Below are 14,849 nucleotides of genomic sequence, written 5' to 3' on the forward strand. Positions count from 1 at the left end.
GATCCTATGACCTGTTCCCATATCCGGAAAAACCGGCCAATACGCCAGCCAGAAGCCCTACAATCGCAGGCCCGATCCAGCCAAGTCCCATATCATAAAGAGGAAGCATGGAAAGTCCGGGATTCAAAAAGCTTAGACCTGCCTGTTCCAGGGAAAGAAGCACACTGACGATTCCCGTAAGGCTAATGCAGAAAACATAAGCGGCCTTCCATTTCCTTCCGTCCGGAAAACCAAAGGACAGCAGAATGAGGACGATCGCTACGGGGTAAATCGCATTTAACACCGGTACAGAGACTTCCAATATTCTGTTAAGGCCGATATTGGAGATCACCAGGCTGACCAATGCGAAAAGGAGCGCCCATGAACGGTATCCCACTTTGGGCACAATGGTGCAGAAATACCTGCTGCAACAGCTGATAAGACCAATGCAGGTATTTAAACAGGCAATGAAGAAAATGGCAGCCAGCATCACAAGCCCTCCATTACCATATAAAAAACGTACCGCCTGGTTTAAGGTCTGAGCACCGTTTTCGCCAAGTCCCAATGCTCCGCCTGTGACGGCCCCCACGTGGGCTAAGGCACTGTATACCATTAAAAGGACCCCTCCTGCAATGAAACCGGCATGAATGGTTTCCTTTACGACTGAAGTCTCCTGTTTGATTCCCATTGCCTGGACATTCAAAGAAATGATAATTCCAAAGTTTAAGGCAGCGATGGTGTCCATGGTTAAATACCCTTCTAGAAATCCTTTCACAAATGGATTGGACCCATAAGACTTTGACGGAATCCCGTAGGGGCCTGCCGGATGGACTACACTGCCTGCAAATATTACCACGATCAAAGCCAAAAGGCAGGGAGTCATTATCTTGCCCAGACGGTCTGTCAATTTATCCGGTTTCAAAGATACGACAAAGGCAATGGTAAAGAATACCGCGGAATAGAGGAACTGGGTAAGCGCTCCTGAGCTCCCTTCCTTTAAAAAGGGGACCACCGCCATCTCAAAGGAGGTGCTGGCAGTTCTGGGAATTGCAAGGCACGGCCCAATGGATAAATAAATAAGCAGTGTAAAAATAAATGCAAATCTGGGATGAACGTGACCGGCCAGCTTATCAAGACCGCCAGACTTAGCCACTGCAACCACACCAAGAACCGGAAATCCGATGGCCGTCACCGCAAAGCCTGCCATGGCAATCCAAGTATTCGTTCCCGCGGATGCACCCAAATAGGGCGGAAAAATAAGGTTTCCCGCCCCAAAAAACATGGAGAAAAGTGTAAGGCCTACTAAGACCAGTTTCTGCTTCGATAATCGTTCCATATGCCCGCTTTACCTGTCACCTGCGCGGTAACGCTCAAGAAGCCGGTTAATTCTTTTGGTCGGATTTAAAAGCTCGCTTAAGGAGGCATCATGGTTTAAATTATCTATGATAAGCGCAATATACTTACTCATATCAACATTGATATAGTATGGTCTGGATAAGAGATCAGGAGTCTGATAAACCAGATTGGTTGTAAGGATCCTGTCAATAAATCCATTCTCATAATATTCATCAAACTTAGCAAGACCGTTGGTAAAAAGGCCGAAGGTGGAGCAAACGAATACTTTCCTGGCTTTTCTTCTCTTAAGCTCCTTCGCTACATCAAGCATGCTTTCGCCGGAAGAAATCATGTCGTCAACAATGATCACATCCTTACCTTCTACGCTGCTTCCCAGAAATTCGTGGGCAACGATGGGATTGCGTCCATTAACGATTTGTGTATAATCTCTGCGTTTATAGAACATACCCATGTCAAGTCCAAGAACATTGGCAAAGAATACAGCACGTCCCATACCACCCTCATCCGGGCTGATGACCATCATATGCTCGCTGTCAATGTCTAACTCTTTCTCTTCCTTCAGTAAGTATTTGATAAACTGATAAATAGGCTGAACAGTCTCAAAGCCCTTTAAAGGAATTGCATTCTGCACTCTTGGGTCATGAGCATCAAAGGTGATGATGTTCTCAACTCCCATATTCACAAGCTCACGAAGGGCCAGCGCACAATCTAAGGATTCTCTGCTTGATCTTTTATGCTGCCTGCTCTCGTATAAGAATGGCATGATCACATTGATGCGTCGGGCTTTTCCTGCCGATGCTGCAATGAGACGCTTCAAATCCTGGAAGTGGTCATCAGGTGACATGTGATTGGTCATTCCGCACAGGGAATAAGTAAGGCTGTAATTACACACATCCACCATGAAATAAAGGTCATCACCACGTACCGATTCATGCAGGGAACCCTTTGCTTCCCCGGATCCGAACCTTGGCGTGCTGGCTCCTATAATATAGGAATCTCTCTGATAACCCGAAAAAGCGATGGTCGACTTATGTTCGCTCTCCCGCTCCTGTCTCCATGACACCAGGTAGTCATTGACCTTATCTCCCAGTTCCTTACAGCTCTTTAACGGTATCAAACCCAGTGGACCTACCGGAATGGTTTCTATCGTCTTTTCTTCGTAAAGCATTCTTTTCTCCTCCAATGTATCCTAATACAATGCAACGGTTCTTTTATAACATTATGTACGGAAATAGTCAAGTTAATCGATGCATTTAAGACTCTTTATCTCTCATTGTAACCTTTGAGAGAACTTGATGCAACTGTAAATTTCTTACGTTTATAATCTAATACAATGCTCTTTGATATCCTCATAATAGATGCTTTTCCGCATAAAATGTATTATGTACCCAATAAATACAGGGAGGATTAATCTTGTTAAAAATTTTGGATAATAATTATTATGACTTAATAATTAGTAATACCCTGGTTCCTTCCTATGATACTGGAAATAATATCACTTTTTTAGATATAAGGGATTCGCTTCTGCACGTACCTGTCAGTACGGTTGATCCCTGTGATTTAGGCCGTCATCCCTATAATAGTTTTCCCTTCCTCTACACACCAACCTCTACGACCAGCCTGGAAAAATCCGGCATCACCACCGTTCAGAGAAATCCCTTTCTTGCCCTGTTTGGAAGAGGAGTCCTGGTGGCTGTCGTTGATACCGGAATTGACTACAACCATCCCGCATTTAAATATAATGACGGAACCACCCGGATCCTCTCTATATGGGACCAGACAGTGCAAAGCGGAACGGTCCCTGATACCTTTACATTCGGTTCTGAATACAGCAGAGAGCAAATCAACTCCGCATTAAGCTCAGAGGATCCTTTGGCCCTTGTCCCCACAACAGACCCCATCGGACACGGAACCGCCATAGCCAGTGTTTTGGCCGGTACCCCAAATGAGGCAGAATCCTTCAGTGGTGTCGTTCCTCAAGCTGATATTGTAGTCATCAAGTTAAAAGAAGCAAAACAAAATTTAAAAAATATCTTCTTTGTCCCGGAAAACACTCTCTGCTACCAAGAATCCGATATCGTACTTGGCATACGTTATGCGTTTTCAGTCTCTGAACGGTATAAACGTCCCCTTGTAGTCTGCATCGCATTAGGAAGCAACCAAGGAGGCCATGACGGCAGGGGCACCATTGACAGCTATATTGATTATCTCACATTGCTGCCAGGAATTGGAGTATGTGTTTCCGCCGGCAACGAAGGAAACCGTCAGAGACATTATTTTAACTCCACTACCGAAGCGCCTTACTATAATGATTTTGAATTAAGAGTGGGGAGCAATGATAAAATGTTATCCATGGAGATCTGGTCATATGCTCCGGCAAGGCTCTCCGTCGACATCTCTTCTCCAAACCGTGAATCCACACAGCCTGTTTTTCCTACCTTCAATCAATGCAGAAGGTTCAGTTTCATATTTAACGAGACGGTTATCTATGTTAACAACTTCATATTTGAGGAAGAAAACGGAGATCAGCTCATCCTGCTGCGGTTTAACAATCTCATTCCCGGAATCTGGTACTTACGGGTACAGAATATTGAAACGGAAGGCTTTGCCTTTCATTCCTGGCTGCCATCCGGAGATATGATCTCAAACGAAACATATTTTCTCAATTCAAACCCTGATACCACCATAACCTCTCCAGGAAATGGAAGGCATCAGTTGACGGTGACTGCTTATAACGATACGAATAACAGCATTCTGCCGGAGTCCAGCAGAGGCTATACAAGAATCGGTGAGATCAAGCCTGATCTGGCCGCACCGGGCTACCAGCTCACTTGTGCAGTTCGAGGAGGCCAATATGGAACGGTAACCGGTACCGGGGCTGCAGCTGCACATACAGCCGGAATCGTCGCTATGGTGCTTGAATGGGCCATTGTCAGAGGCAATTACCCCCGAATGACCGGAAATAATGTGAACCGCCTCTTAATAAGCGGTGCAGTGCGCAGCAGCGGCAATGTTTATCCAAATAATATTTGGGGATATGGACAGGTGGATGTGAACAGACTATTTGAGCGGCTTGCCAGCCTTTAAAAACCGCAGTGAACATAGAAAATCCAGGAGCCCGGTAACACAAAGGGCTTCCTGGTTTTTTTAATTGGAACGTTTTTCTTTCTTTCTGATACGAATATCATCTCCATAAAGCGGGATTACCGTATAGCGGCTGATTAACCTTGAGGTCACACGTTCCGTATACCGGTCCCTCAGCTCATTTATGGGATGATTGGTGGATATAATCGTAGACTTAGAAGAATTAAGCCGTTCGTTGATGCAGTAAAATAATTCTGAAGATGTAAAGCTGTTATTAAGCTCTGTGCCTAAATCATCAATAATCAAAAGGTCACAGTCCAGGATATACTGGTACATCCCTTTCATATCTTCTTCATCCTGGTAATCAAACCGGTTCTTTGAAAATACCTCGAATAAATCATTAGCCGATAAGTATATCACGGAATAATACCGGTCAATCAGCTCCTTGGCGATGCAGTTTGTTAAGAACGTTTTACCGACTCCCGTAGGGCCTGTAAACAGCAGGTTTCCGTGTTCCTGTGAAAATCCCTTTACAAAGTTCTTGCAAGTCTCCACAACCTGTCCCATATACTGTTTAACAGTCCTGTTTAAAACCGGAACCACCCTGGTATCATCAAAGAAATCATAAGAAAGTGTGTCGAAATTTTCTACTGCAATAATCTGCTCAATGTTTGACTGAGCGTAAAGATATTTCATTTCAGACTGGCGGAAACAGTGACACTTGGTTCCATCTGCATATCCAGTATCTTTGCAATCCGGGCACCGGTACTGCATCTCCATATAAACCGCAGAATAACCGGCTGCCTTTAGAAGCACACTCTTCTGCTCTCTCAAGTCTGCAATCTCATTTCTTAAGTCTTTAAGGGCTCCCTGGTCCCCTTCAAGCAGTCTGCGCGCACTGGCCACTGCACTGGTGCTGATGAAATCATCAAGCTCTTTAATAACCGGAATCCTGCGATATACCTCCGCAATCCGTTCTTCCTGTTCATGGCGGTTCTTAAACTGTTGCTGTCCATATGCCCGCATGATAGCATCGTACTGTGAATTGCTCAGCGCCATAATTACCTCCGTTCATCCTGCTGACCTTATGTAAACTTACTGCCGCTCCGTTAATTGCTTTAGAACAAGAGCATCATAATCAATCTCCCTTTGAGGAAAATTCTGAAACTGATTCTGTCCCCTTTTCCCCTTAGGGCTCTGGGTCTGCTTATTATCACCGCTTTTTCCTGTTTTATGTTCTCCGCTTCTTATACGATCCGCATACTGTTCGTCCAGCTTTCTGATCTCTTCCATGGAGCGTACCCCGGCTTTTTTCCAACCCTCTAATATTTTATCCGCATACTGAAAGCTGGGCGAATGAGTGGCCGCCAGTGTCCGGTTACAAGCTTCAATTACCAGCTCCCTGGCAAATCCATAGGCACGGAACCATCGCTCTATAAAATCTTTCTCCATGTCTCCCGGCTTTCTGTCATTTAACCCAAAGGCTTTCATAACAGCAAAGGAATCCTTGGTAAAGGTAAGGGCAAAGCTCTTGGCATCATCCACGGTCCGAAACCCTTTTTCATGCCAGCTGATAGCCACTGTTTCAATATAACGGATGCTGCTGTGCCCGCCCTGCACACAATACTCCACTACAAATTCCAGCAGCTCGGCAGGCATATGAAGGCCGTCATAAAGGTAGGCAAACACCTCACACTCCCTTTGGGTGAATACCTTATTCATGTATTTCTGGGCAATATAAAGAAGCTGGGAAAAATCCTCATCACCGGCAAGACCGCTTATCTTTTCTGGGGAGTAGACCATGCGGTGGCCGGATGGGGCTGGTTTCTGTTTCGATTTCGGCTGTTCCTCTGCGGTCATGCCGGAACAGGCTGTTTCTGATGCGGCTGGGGTTATTTCTGGCTTTAATGAAATGCTCTCTTTAAGGACTCCGGCATTTTTCCAGTAGGATATGGCACGCGCCACATCGGATTCTGTATGGTTTAGGGCATCCGCAATTTGGGGAATCGTGATTTCTTCTCCTTCATGGCGCATTAGGTATAAATATTCTTTTATGTATTCTCCATTGGCCGCAGCCATGTAGTCGTCAATGAACTCATTGGTAATGACCGTAACGTTGATCTTGAAACTGCTTTTAATATTCAATGTCATAACCCTCACCTTTTTATATAGCTAGTCCGCAGTGCAGCGAGAGAAGCCCGCGGCTTCTCTCGCTCACGGGCTTTCGCCCTATGAAATAGGCCATGGAAAAATTTTCTTATGTGCAAGCACAACGAAAATTTTTCCGTGCCCTATTTCGCACTGCTCATTGCTTTCGTGAATATCATACCACAGGTCCTATTAAAAGAAAATAGGTGGAGTTATCCACTGTATGAATTGTGGATAATGTGGATAATGTGGAAACCAAGTATACATAAATAGGATTTCTTCTCCGAATCATGTCGATTTGCTGATAGAATCGAGATTTTTTAAATTGTAAGACTATAAATTATGTAAATTAAAAAATCCACATAGCTTCTTAACATAAAATGTTGAAAACTATGTGGATAATGTGGATAACTATAAGCCTAAAAGCTTTTCTCCCACTTTTACGATATCTCCGGCCCCCATAGTTATCAACAAATCACCGTGTATACAATTTTCTAAAATAAATGTTTCAATCTCATCAAAGGTTGAAAAATAGTGGGCTTTTACGCCTCTTTTCTCGATTCTCTCCGCAATATCCTTAGAACTGATTCCTAAATCGTCCGCTTCACGAGCCGCATAGATGTCCGCAAGGATCACCTCGTCAGCCAGAGACAGAGCCTCTGCAAACTCATCCAGAAACGCCTTTGTCCTTGTATACGTATGAGGCTGGAACGCTACCCACAACTTTTTATGGGGATAATGCTTTGCCGTTTCCAGAGTTGCTTTGATCTCCTGGGGATGGTGAGCATAGTCATCGATTATAGTAATGCCTGACAGTTCTCCCTTTTTTTCAAAACGGCGGTTGGTGCCTGTAAAACGCTTCAGCCCTTTTTTAATCAACTCAAGGCCGATTCCTAACTCTGTACATACGGCCGCTGCTGCCAGGGAATTATACACATTATGTTCTCCCGGGACACCAAGTGTTACAGTATCCACAATATTTCCGTCCACCTTTAAATTATAAGTAGCCCTTGCCAAATCATCAAAACGGATGGCTTCTGCCTGATATCTGCTACCTGGCTTCTTGCCAAATGTGATCACGTTACATGGCAGTCCCTGGGTAATCTCCTCCCTGCTCTCAATGTCATTGTTTATCACCAGTAAGCCGTTTTGGGGAAGTTTTTCGGCAAATAAGCGGAAGGAGTGACGAATATCTTTAATATCTTTAAAGAAATCCAGATGGTCCGCCTCAATATTCAGGATCACCTCCATGGTGGGGAAAAAGGACAGAAAGCTATTGGTATATTCACAGGCTTCTGTTACAAACAGCCTGGGACCTCCTACCCGGATATTGCCGCCAATGGAGTTTAAGATTCCGCCTACCGATATGGTTGGGTCTGTTTCGGCTGCCAAAAGAATCTCAGTGATCATAGATGTGGTGGTAGTCTTTCCGTGAGTTCCTGATACTGCTATGGAGTTTTCATAATTTTTCATCATCTGTCCAAGGAGTTCTGCACGACTGAGTATAGGAAGTCCTTTTTCTTTCGCCCTTGCAAATTCCGGATTATCGGAATGGACGGCAGCGGTATAGACAACCACGTCAATTCCTTCTTTAATATTCTCCGCCCGCTGGCCATATGCGATCGCTGCACCCTTTGTCTCTAAATGGCGTGTCAGCACTGAACTCTGTGAATCTGATCCCGTAACGGTAAAACCCTCATCAATGAGAATTTCCGCCAAACCGCTCATGCTGATCCCGCCTATTCCAATAAAATGAATTGCCTCTGGTTTATGAAAATCAATTTGATACATGCTTTTTCCATCCTTAATTTTGTTTTCTGTAATAACGAATGTCTTCTTCTATTTTAACGCTTTTCTTTTGTAAAGCAACTGCTTCCTTTCTTATTATATAAGAAAGCACTGAGAAAATCTACAATATAATTACAATCAAAAAATATGCACCCTACAGATTTTATGTTCTGTAAAGTGCACTTTATGACATAGTCCTTATGATCCCAGGGCAATTTTCGGCGCATCTACCTCCATGTTACCGCTGCTTACCTGTGGCATTCCTATTGCAGATACCATCAGATAAAGCATCTCCTTATAGCTTCGGAAGGGCTGATCCACCCTGCCTTCCCGCCAATAAATAATGCCTTGACATGTAGAATGCTCGCGAAACATGATTTTAATTGAAAAAGTTGCCTTTTGCCCACCTTTCCTGCACATGGAACAGATATCATTGGATATAAGACGCCCATATTTGACTCCGCATTTTGGAGCCTTTTCCTTAGGAGCCTTAATTTCCAGAAAATTTCCCAGGGTCCCGGCCAGATCAGCCAAAACATCATACCGCGCTGTCAGGTTAGCAGGTATATTTTGATAATTTCCCATTATCCGCCCAGACTCATAATCATCAATAGCCACATGGAAGGAATTCAAGGATTCCCCTTCCTGTCCCATATGGAAGTCTCCTCTTAACATCTTATTCATTAAGAGAATTAATTGAAGCGTGCTTTCAAATGACTCCTGCCTGTCTCCATCCTCCCAATGAATCAATCCCTGCCAACTGGCATGGTAACGATATTGTACATAAATACGGAAGGTACTCCGTTTTCCTTTTCGTTCTTTCTCGTTGCTGATCCGTGTCACAAAATCAGGCGGATTTGTCCCAGGAAAATGGCGCATTTGAAATGTCTGTTTCGGACAGCTCATGGAATCAAATATACGGTCCATATTTAAAATCATCTCCAGCATACTGCCATATTGGATTCCCCGGGATTCATCACAATGAAACATAACCCCCTTAATGCTCCAATTATCGCATTCATCCACTGCGACAGTGATATACCGGTCAGTACCGCGAACTACACTCACTCTTCCTTTTGTCATAATTTCCACCATCATCCTTATGTTATGTTATAATTATAAATGAAGGCGGTTACATTTTGGTTATATTTTCCACTTTTGGTTAAAATTTATAAAATGATTGTAACCTGCCTTATAATCTAATGATATGAGGGAAGAATACTCTCTCTATGAAAATACTCTCATGGAATACTTTTGTTATCATATAGCAAAAAAGCTCGTTCAGGATGCTTATTACAAAACACCTGAACAAGCCCAAAAATAGCTTTTAAATGAAGATATGCTGCGGTACCGTAATATTTCAGATCATTATTTATCTGACAAGAAACGTCCGAATATTACATGCCTGTAATTGTTCAGCAAGCCAAGCAGTATATTTCCAAGAACTCCAATTACAAGAATCTCTCCTGTACCCACTGTTAGCATCGCATACCAGATGATATCCTCTGAGCCGTAAGCATACCGCAGAACCCATGGGATGATAATGGTATTTGCCAAAATCGGCGGAAGACATACCAGCCACTTGTTTTTCCGAAGCTTATACGAACCAATCGCTCCGATCAGGGTTGCAAGACTTCCGAAAATCACATCCAGAGTTGCTGCTCCGCATATTAAATTTGACAGGAAACAACCAACGAACAATCCAGGAATTGCTGCCGGAGTGAAAAATGGCAGAATACAGAGGATCTCTGAAATTCTAAACTGGATGGGGCCGAAGCTGACAGGGGCAAAAACCATAGTCAGCACAGTGTAAACTGCAGCAATCGCCGCTGAAAAAACCATAAAATAGGTCTTTTCTGAAGTTTTGTAATGCATATTCAATTCTCCTTTAGTTTTGTTTTAGGTGTGGAAGGTCTCGAACACACCGGTCTTTGTTGTGAGAATCCTTGTAAAATCAAAGGTTTCTCGGCCTTATTACGGTTGTAAATATATCATAATTGAGGGAGAAAATCAAGAGCGTACCCCATTTTTACCCCATCAGGATTTTTCTGCATAGAAAGAGCTGACATACCAGCCCTTTAAAATGCTTTTGCGATCAGCTCCATTTCCTCCGCTCTGGTTGTTGGTAAAACATGAGAATATAGGTCCATGGTCATAGACAGTGTGGAATGACCCAGGATCGTTTTAAGAGTTTGAGGCTTCATTCCGTTTTCTATTGCTCTGGTGGCGAATGTGTGACGAAAGCAATGAGGTGTAAAACGTTCAAATGTAGTACCTGCTTCATTGATTCTTTTTAATATCCTATCTATCTCACCTTGTAACCGCTCCCTACTAATCGGGGTTCCATCAGGAAGATGAAAGATATATCCGTCCATTCTCAGTACCTTTTCCCCGTAAGCCTGCTTTTCTCTTTCAATAATGGAAAGCATATCTTTGGTAAGGGGAATGTCTCTCATTGATGTGGCTGTCTTAGGGGTGTCCTCAAAGAAACCTCTGCCAGAAACATATTTTAAAGTTCTTTGTATATGAAGCAAATTTGCAGCCTTATCCACATCTGACAGCTTCAAACCTCGGATTTCTCCACCTCTCAATCCTGTTCTGATTGCCAACGCAAACAAATTGAATAGGTAGCTGTCCTGTGCGTATTTCATAAAAATATCCTGCTCTTCTTTTGTGAATACCCTGTGCTCGCTTTTGGCCGTTCCCTTAGGCAATGTTGCCAGTGGTACAGGATTACGCTCAATTAGTCCATTTTTCATAGCCTGCTTCAGGCAGCCATTTAGAATTGCGGATATGATCTTTATACTAGATAATGCAAGGCCCTTCTTTACCAAATCATTGTATAACTTCTGAATATGCTCTCCCCGGATATCCACCAGTTTCTTTTTTCCTAAACTATCCTTAATATAATAAGTAAAATAGTCATTATAAGAAATAATAGTCCCAGCCTTAACCTGATTTTCCTTATACTGCTCTATCCATGTCTTGAACCACTCATTTAATGTAATCTTTGCACTGGCTATAAACTCGCCATGTTCAAGCCTATACCGCAAGTCATTCATCTTCTTTTTAAGCTCTGTCAATGTATCTGCATATACTGAATAACGATCAAATTCAAATTGAACACGCCCCTCATACTTCCCATTGCTCCGCTGCCTGATCCCAGGCGGTAACGTCTTCCCGTTCTTATCTACTGCCATTTCGTCTCGCTCCTTTATATAGAAAATCTGTAAAATATAATATTCATGCACTCCTCTTTATCTGTTGCCCCGGCACAACCGTTTATGATAAAAGTCCTCCGGGAGGAATAATAAATCGCTGTATTTTCCCTGGTTCAATTCGTTTAAAATACTGGTCTGTATCTATTCCGGCAGATTCCATCCCTCCCCTTAACTCCTCGATCTGCTGAATAATCTCTTCTTCAGTAACACCAAACGCTTCTGCCATATCCCCGACACTGAACAGTGCCTCATGATCTGTGGTACTGCTTAAAGCCATTCTAAGGCCCGTGTATATGGTCTGATAAGAAAACCCTCGCTGCTCTCCACCCCTGATCTGTTCCTCCAACCATTCCATTGTTACCCCGTACCTACCGTAGTTTGACATTATATTTATAATCACATCTTCCTTTGACATTATCTAAATTCCTCTTTCTTTCCGTTGCCATATCGCAACTCGCTTTCCTGGTGGTATTGGTAGCACACCAGGGTGAACCTTCAAAATTTATACAGGTATCTGGTTTATACTACCGGGTGGGTGGCAAAACGCCACATACCACCCGGCCTATAGCATAAATCTTATCGAAAGCTTTTCTAAGCCGGCACTTATTTCTCCTGACCCTGTAGAAGAAGCTCCGCAACGTCCCTATCACAGTTATGCTTGTCCATAATGTCATACAGCTTTAATTCCTGGCTTACATCATCGTCCTGGGTCTTCATGGCCTTTAAGCAGCTCCTTACCTCATGCAGCTCTTCCATGGCCTTGTCATAGCTTTCTATCATGCGGTAGTACTGCTCAACCGGCACAAGAATCATTTTCTGCATAATCTTCCCCCAATTCTTCCCGCTTACATTGAATGACCAGATCAATAAGTCCGTTACAACATTCCTGTAATTCCACGCTACGATCAGAATGCTCGACTTGTTTTAACCATAGAGGCCTAAGAGTTTCTAGTTCTTCTATACATAATCCAAATAACTGCTCAACCATTTTCCGGGCTAATCTATCTTCTTTATTCATTTCAAATCCCCCTGTTCTTCCTCTGGAAAATGGACAAGAGTATCTGCTACATCAGCATTAATATCGATGGTGCTTCTCAACTCTTCCAGACTCTTACTGAGATTTAAAACTATATCACCTATGATGCAAACCTTCACACCTGCATTGTCATAATAATGAGACAAGATTTTCCAGGTATCCATTTCCGATTTAACTTTTTCACAAAAATAGCTTTCATACAAATCATTAATCATAATTTGAGCTCTTTTTACCAAAGTCTCAATATTTGAAACTTTTTCATCAATGACTGCTTCTCTTACCATTTAAAAATCCTCTCCTTTACATTTCGGTTTGCAAAGGAAATATTCTATGCTATAATCAGAATATCCCCATTGCATTGGTGTGTGATCGGGTTATATTTTTTTATTAGCCCTGTGCGTTTGCCGACGCATGGGGTTTTTACTTTTGTGTGTGGTCCATATTGGGTGACTTGCGTAGTCATCATTACTCCGAATCGGAAGCTCTAGTGAAATTATCTAAAACGATGGAAAACGCTTCCTTAATCTGTAATGCGGCAATTTGATTCATGTTTGCATCTGAAATGGCAGCAAGTATATTACCTATATCCGAAATATTCAACTTCCTGGAAATGTCCATGATGTTCATAGGCCTTTCTTGCTGTTCCTGTTCGTCTGCATATTCCAAAAACGCTTTTATACGTTTAAGCACTTTTGTTGTGCTGATTTGCATGACCATGCGAATGATTTCAATTCTAATTTGATCATTCTCCTTCTTGGCTTCGTGGCTTTCTATTATCACGTGGCTAATCTCCTTTCTTTCTGGCAGATTCTTTACCTGGCTATTGTTTGCCAAATTTGACACCTCTTCACCGGGATTGAATCCTTGCACCGTTCCGGTAATCTTCCTGGCTATTAGTTTTGCCGTTACTCACTCACAGGTATATTGACTGGAATTTCATAACCATTTCGGGGTTATCGGTGCTTTGTTGTTTCCCTTTACTGTAATTACAGCATAACTCTTTTCGGGTTATTTGTCAACCTTTTTATAATATATTTTTTATTGTTTCTATGCTTTTTTGTTTGACTTATAACCGATATTAGGTTATAATCATAATATAAAGAACCAGGAGGAATTAAAATGTCAATTATATACCAAAGCAATGATCAAATTATCATTGAGATTAAAAAACTCATGTTAGAAAATAATGTATCTCAGAGAGAAATAGCTGAAAAGTTAAATATTACTCCTCAAGGTCTCACGAAGCTTCTTAATAAAAAAAACTTTGGTTTTGAGGATGCCAGTAAAATTCTCAATGCAATGGGTCATGTACTTATTTTGCAATTTGATAAACAATAGAAGAAATATGAGTGTTATTTACAACCAGGTTGGTAAATTGTAAATAGACTAAAGCAAAACTGCTATTGTAGTGGACCAGCTCTCATGCAGATTTTTTGGAATATAAGCATTTAGTGAAATATGTATCAGACGAGAAAGAATAGGCCTAAAATGTTGCTCCAGATATGCTTATGGAATTCGTGTCTTTTATTTTTCTCATTCACATGTAAATAAAGAAAACCATTGCAACAATGCCTTAGATATGCTATATTAGAATTACAAAAGGAACAACCGCCCACAAGGGGTTGACCCGAATTAGGATAGAGAAGCCACCCGTACCGGTCAAGTATCAGGGTGGTTTTTCTTATGTATTGCTACTTACTAAACGTAAAAACGAACGTAAGTAATGCCAGAAGGAAAAGACCAAAGGTCATAAGATCTTTAAAGTCGAACTTCATTAGCATCACCCCCATTCCATCAAAGAATGAGGTCAACACACCCTGTAACACGATTGTTCCATGTCACAATGGTAACATATCCAATTTCAATGTGCAATTACTTTTCCCGGCAGCAGGCCCCCACCTGCTAACGTTGTATTTAGCAACTTTAGAATTTGTAACTATTTCCCCTTAAGCAGTAGGACACATCGGTTCTGCTGCCTTTTTCTTCCCCTTCCCTTCTGCAATGCCTCTATGTGCTCTGCATTTGCTATTTCCTGCCTTTCAATACCCTTAAGCGAGGATTTACCACGAATTCATTTCAATGGCCTATTCCTTATCGCTTGCCTGTTTACCAGCCCTGAAAGAAACTAAACCAAGCAGCGCTGATTTTCCATTCTATTCCAGATGTTTCCATATATGAGGACTATCCAATTTTGGATACTGGCCATCACTCCAAAGCCAGCGGTGCGCTTTTCGTAC

15 protein-coding genes are annotated in these 14,849 nt (G+C 42.4%); 2 read left to right on the forward strand and 13 right to left on the reverse strand.

Features of this window, described 5'->3' with window-relative positions:
- Positions 1 to 4 precede the first annotated feature (4 nt).
- Together brnQ and ACHZES_RS13770 are read right to left on the reverse strand one after the other, a co-directional pair.
- On the reverse strand, positions 5 to 1,315 hold the full coding sequence (gene brnQ, locus ACHZES_RS13765) for a branched-chain amino acid transport system II carrier protein (protein WP_038283988.1): 1,311 nt from the start codon (positions 1,313 to 1,315) through the stop codon (positions 5 to 7).
- Between the two features lie 9 nt (positions 1,316 to 1,324).
- On the reverse strand, positions 1,325 to 2,503 hold the full coding sequence (locus ACHZES_RS13770; protein WP_038283990.1) for a ribose-phosphate pyrophosphokinase: 1,179 nt from the start codon (positions 2,501 to 2,503) through the stop codon (positions 1,325 to 1,327).
- A 245-nt stretch (positions 2,504 to 2,748) separates the two neighbouring features.
- On the opposite strand from ACHZES_RS13770, the gene ACHZES_RS13775 reads away from it, so the two are divergent.
- Complete coding sequence (locus tag ACHZES_RS13775) at positions 2,749 to 4,422, forward strand: S8 family peptidase (RefSeq protein WP_395549223.1); 1,674 nt, start codon at positions 2,749 to 2,751, stop codon at positions 4,420 to 4,422.
- Positions 4,423 to 4,482: 60 nt separating this feature from the next.
- Here the strand turns inward: ACHZES_RS13775 and ACHZES_RS13780 are convergent, their stop codons facing one another.
- From ACHZES_RS13780 to ACHZES_RS13830, 11 genes are all read right to left on the reverse strand, one after another.
- Positions 4,483 to 5,478: an ATP-binding protein gene (locus ACHZES_RS13780; protein ID WP_395549221.1), complete on the reverse strand. Its 996-nt coding sequence runs from the start codon at positions 5,476 to 5,478 to the stop codon at positions 4,483 to 4,485.
- Positions 5,479 to 5,514: 36 nt separating this feature from the next.
- A complete protein-coding gene (locus ACHZES_RS13785; protein ID WP_395549220.1) occupies positions 5,515 to 6,570 on the reverse strand; it encodes a DnaD domain protein in 1,056 nt (351 codons plus the stop codon).
- Between the two features lie 408 nt (positions 6,571 to 6,978).
- On the reverse strand, positions 6,979 to 8,358 hold the full coding sequence (gene murC / locus ACHZES_RS13790) for a UDP-N-acetylmuramate--L-alanine ligase (RefSeq protein WP_154526822.1): 1,380 nt from the start codon (positions 8,356 to 8,358) through the stop codon (positions 6,979 to 6,981).
- Between the two features lie 195 nt (positions 8,359 to 8,553).
- The gene (locus tag ACHZES_RS13795; RefSeq protein WP_154526824.1) at positions 8,554 to 9,438 is read right to left on the reverse strand and encodes a hypothetical protein; all 885 of its coding nucleotides are present in this window, start codon (positions 9,436 to 9,438) and stop codon (positions 8,554 to 8,556) included.
- Positions 9,439 to 9,723: 285 nt separating this feature from the next.
- Positions 9,724 to 10,230 (reverse strand): QueT transporter family protein, encoded by a 507-nt coding sequence (locus tag ACHZES_RS13800; RefSeq protein WP_395549218.1) that lies wholly within the window; start codon positions 10,228 to 10,230, stop codon positions 9,724 to 9,726.
- A 203-nt stretch (positions 10,231 to 10,433) separates the two neighbouring features.
- Positions 10,434 to 11,555, reverse strand: coding sequence for a tyrosine-type recombinase/integrase (locus tag ACHZES_RS13805; protein WP_395549217.1), 1,122 nt, complete (start codon positions 11,553 to 11,555; stop codon positions 10,434 to 10,436).
- An 82-nt stretch (positions 11,556 to 11,637) separates the two neighbouring features.
- A complete protein-coding gene (locus ACHZES_RS13810) occupies positions 11,638 to 11,991 on the reverse strand; it encodes a hypothetical protein (protein WP_312427094.1) in 354 nt (117 codons plus the stop codon).
- A 188-nt stretch (positions 11,992 to 12,179) separates the two neighbouring features.
- The gene (locus ACHZES_RS13815) at positions 12,180 to 12,398 is read right to left on the reverse strand and encodes a hypothetical protein (protein WP_395549216.1); all 219 of its coding nucleotides are present in this window, start codon (positions 12,396 to 12,398) and stop codon (positions 12,180 to 12,182) included.
- Positions 12,370 to 12,594 (reverse strand): hypothetical protein, encoded by a 225-nt coding sequence (locus ACHZES_RS13820; RefSeq protein WP_395549215.1) that lies wholly within the window; start codon positions 12,592 to 12,594, stop codon positions 12,370 to 12,372. The genes ACHZES_RS13815 and ACHZES_RS13820 overlap by 29 nt, the downstream gene beginning before the upstream one ends.
- Positions 12,591 to 12,896, reverse strand: a complete 306-nt coding sequence (locus tag ACHZES_RS13825; protein WP_395549213.1) for a hypothetical protein — start codon at positions 12,894 to 12,896, stop codon at positions 12,591 to 12,593. Before ACHZES_RS13825 ends, ACHZES_RS13820 begins: the two co-directional genes overlap by 4 nt.
- A gap of 181 nt (positions 12,897 to 13,077) precedes the next feature.
- The gene (locus tag ACHZES_RS13830; RefSeq protein ID WP_395549212.1) at positions 13,078 to 13,446 is read right to left on the reverse strand and encodes a hypothetical protein; all 369 of its coding nucleotides are present in this window, start codon (positions 13,444 to 13,446) and stop codon (positions 13,078 to 13,080) included.
- 285 nt (positions 13,447 to 13,731) lie between these two features.
- On the opposite strand from ACHZES_RS13830, the gene ACHZES_RS13835 reads away from it, so the two are divergent.
- On the forward strand, positions 13,732 to 13,950 hold the full coding sequence (locus ACHZES_RS13835) for a helix-turn-helix domain-containing protein (protein ID WP_395547891.1): 219 nt from the start codon (positions 13,732 to 13,734) through the stop codon (positions 13,948 to 13,950).
- Positions 13,951 to 14,849: the final 899 nt, after the last annotated feature.

This window comes from Lacrimispora sanguinis, assembly GCF_044987295.1.
In the GTDB taxonomy this organism is placed as follows: Bacteria; Bacillota; Clostridia; order Lachnospirales; family Lachnospiraceae; genus Lacrimispora; species Lacrimispora celerecrescens_B.

What these genes read in the sequence shown, in the direction of transcription:
- brnQ (WP_038283988.1), bottom strand. Translation starts at nt 1,315, where the DNA reads ATGGAACGATTATCGAAGCAGAAACTGGTCTTAGTAGGCCTTACACTT.
- ACHZES_RS13770 (WP_038283990.1), bottom strand. Translation starts at nt 2,503, where the DNA reads ATGCTTTACGAAGAAAAGACGATAGAAACCATTCCGGTAGGTCCACTG.
- ACHZES_RS13780 (WP_395549221.1), bottom strand. Translation starts at nt 5,478, where the DNA reads ATGGCGCTGAGCAATTCACAGTACGATGCTATCATGCGGGCATATGGA.
- ACHZES_RS13785 (WP_395549220.1), bottom strand. Translation starts at nt 6,570, where the DNA reads ATGACATTGAATATTAAAAGCAGTTTCAAGATCAACGTTACGGTCATT.
- murC (WP_154526822.1), bottom strand. Translation starts at nt 8,358, where the DNA reads ATGTATCAAATTGATTTTCATAAACCAGAGGCAATTCATTTTATTGGA.
- ACHZES_RS13795 (WP_154526824.1), bottom strand. Translation starts at nt 9,438, where the DNA reads ATGACAAAAGGAAGAGTGAGTGTAGTTCGCGGTACTGACCGGTATATC.
- ACHZES_RS13800 (WP_395549218.1), bottom strand. Translation starts at nt 10,230, where the DNA reads ATGCATTACAAAACTTCAGAAAAGACCTATTTTATGGTTTTTTCAGCG.
- ACHZES_RS13805 (WP_395549217.1), bottom strand. Translation starts at nt 11,555, where the DNA reads ATGGCAGTAGATAAGAACGGGAAGACGTTACCGCCTGGGATCAGGCAG.
- ACHZES_RS13810 (WP_312427094.1), bottom strand. Translation starts at nt 11,991, where the DNA reads ATGTCAAAGGAAGATGTGATTATAAATATAATGTCAAACTACGGTAGG.
- ACHZES_RS13815 (WP_395549216.1), bottom strand. Translation starts at nt 12,398, where the DNA reads ATGCAGAAAATGATTCTTGTGCCGGTTGAGCAGTACTACCGCATGATA.
- ACHZES_RS13820 (WP_395549215.1), bottom strand. Translation starts at nt 12,594, where the DNA reads ATGAATAAAGAAGATAGATTAGCCCGGAAAATGGTTGAGCAGTTATTT.
- ACHZES_RS13825 (WP_395549213.1), bottom strand. Translation starts at nt 12,896, where the DNA reads ATGGTAAGAGAAGCAGTCATTGATGAAAAAGTTTCAAATATTGAGACT.
- ACHZES_RS13835 (WP_395547891.1), top strand. Translation starts at nt 13,732, where the DNA reads ATGTCAATTATATACCAAAGCAATGATCAAATTATCATTGAGATTAAA.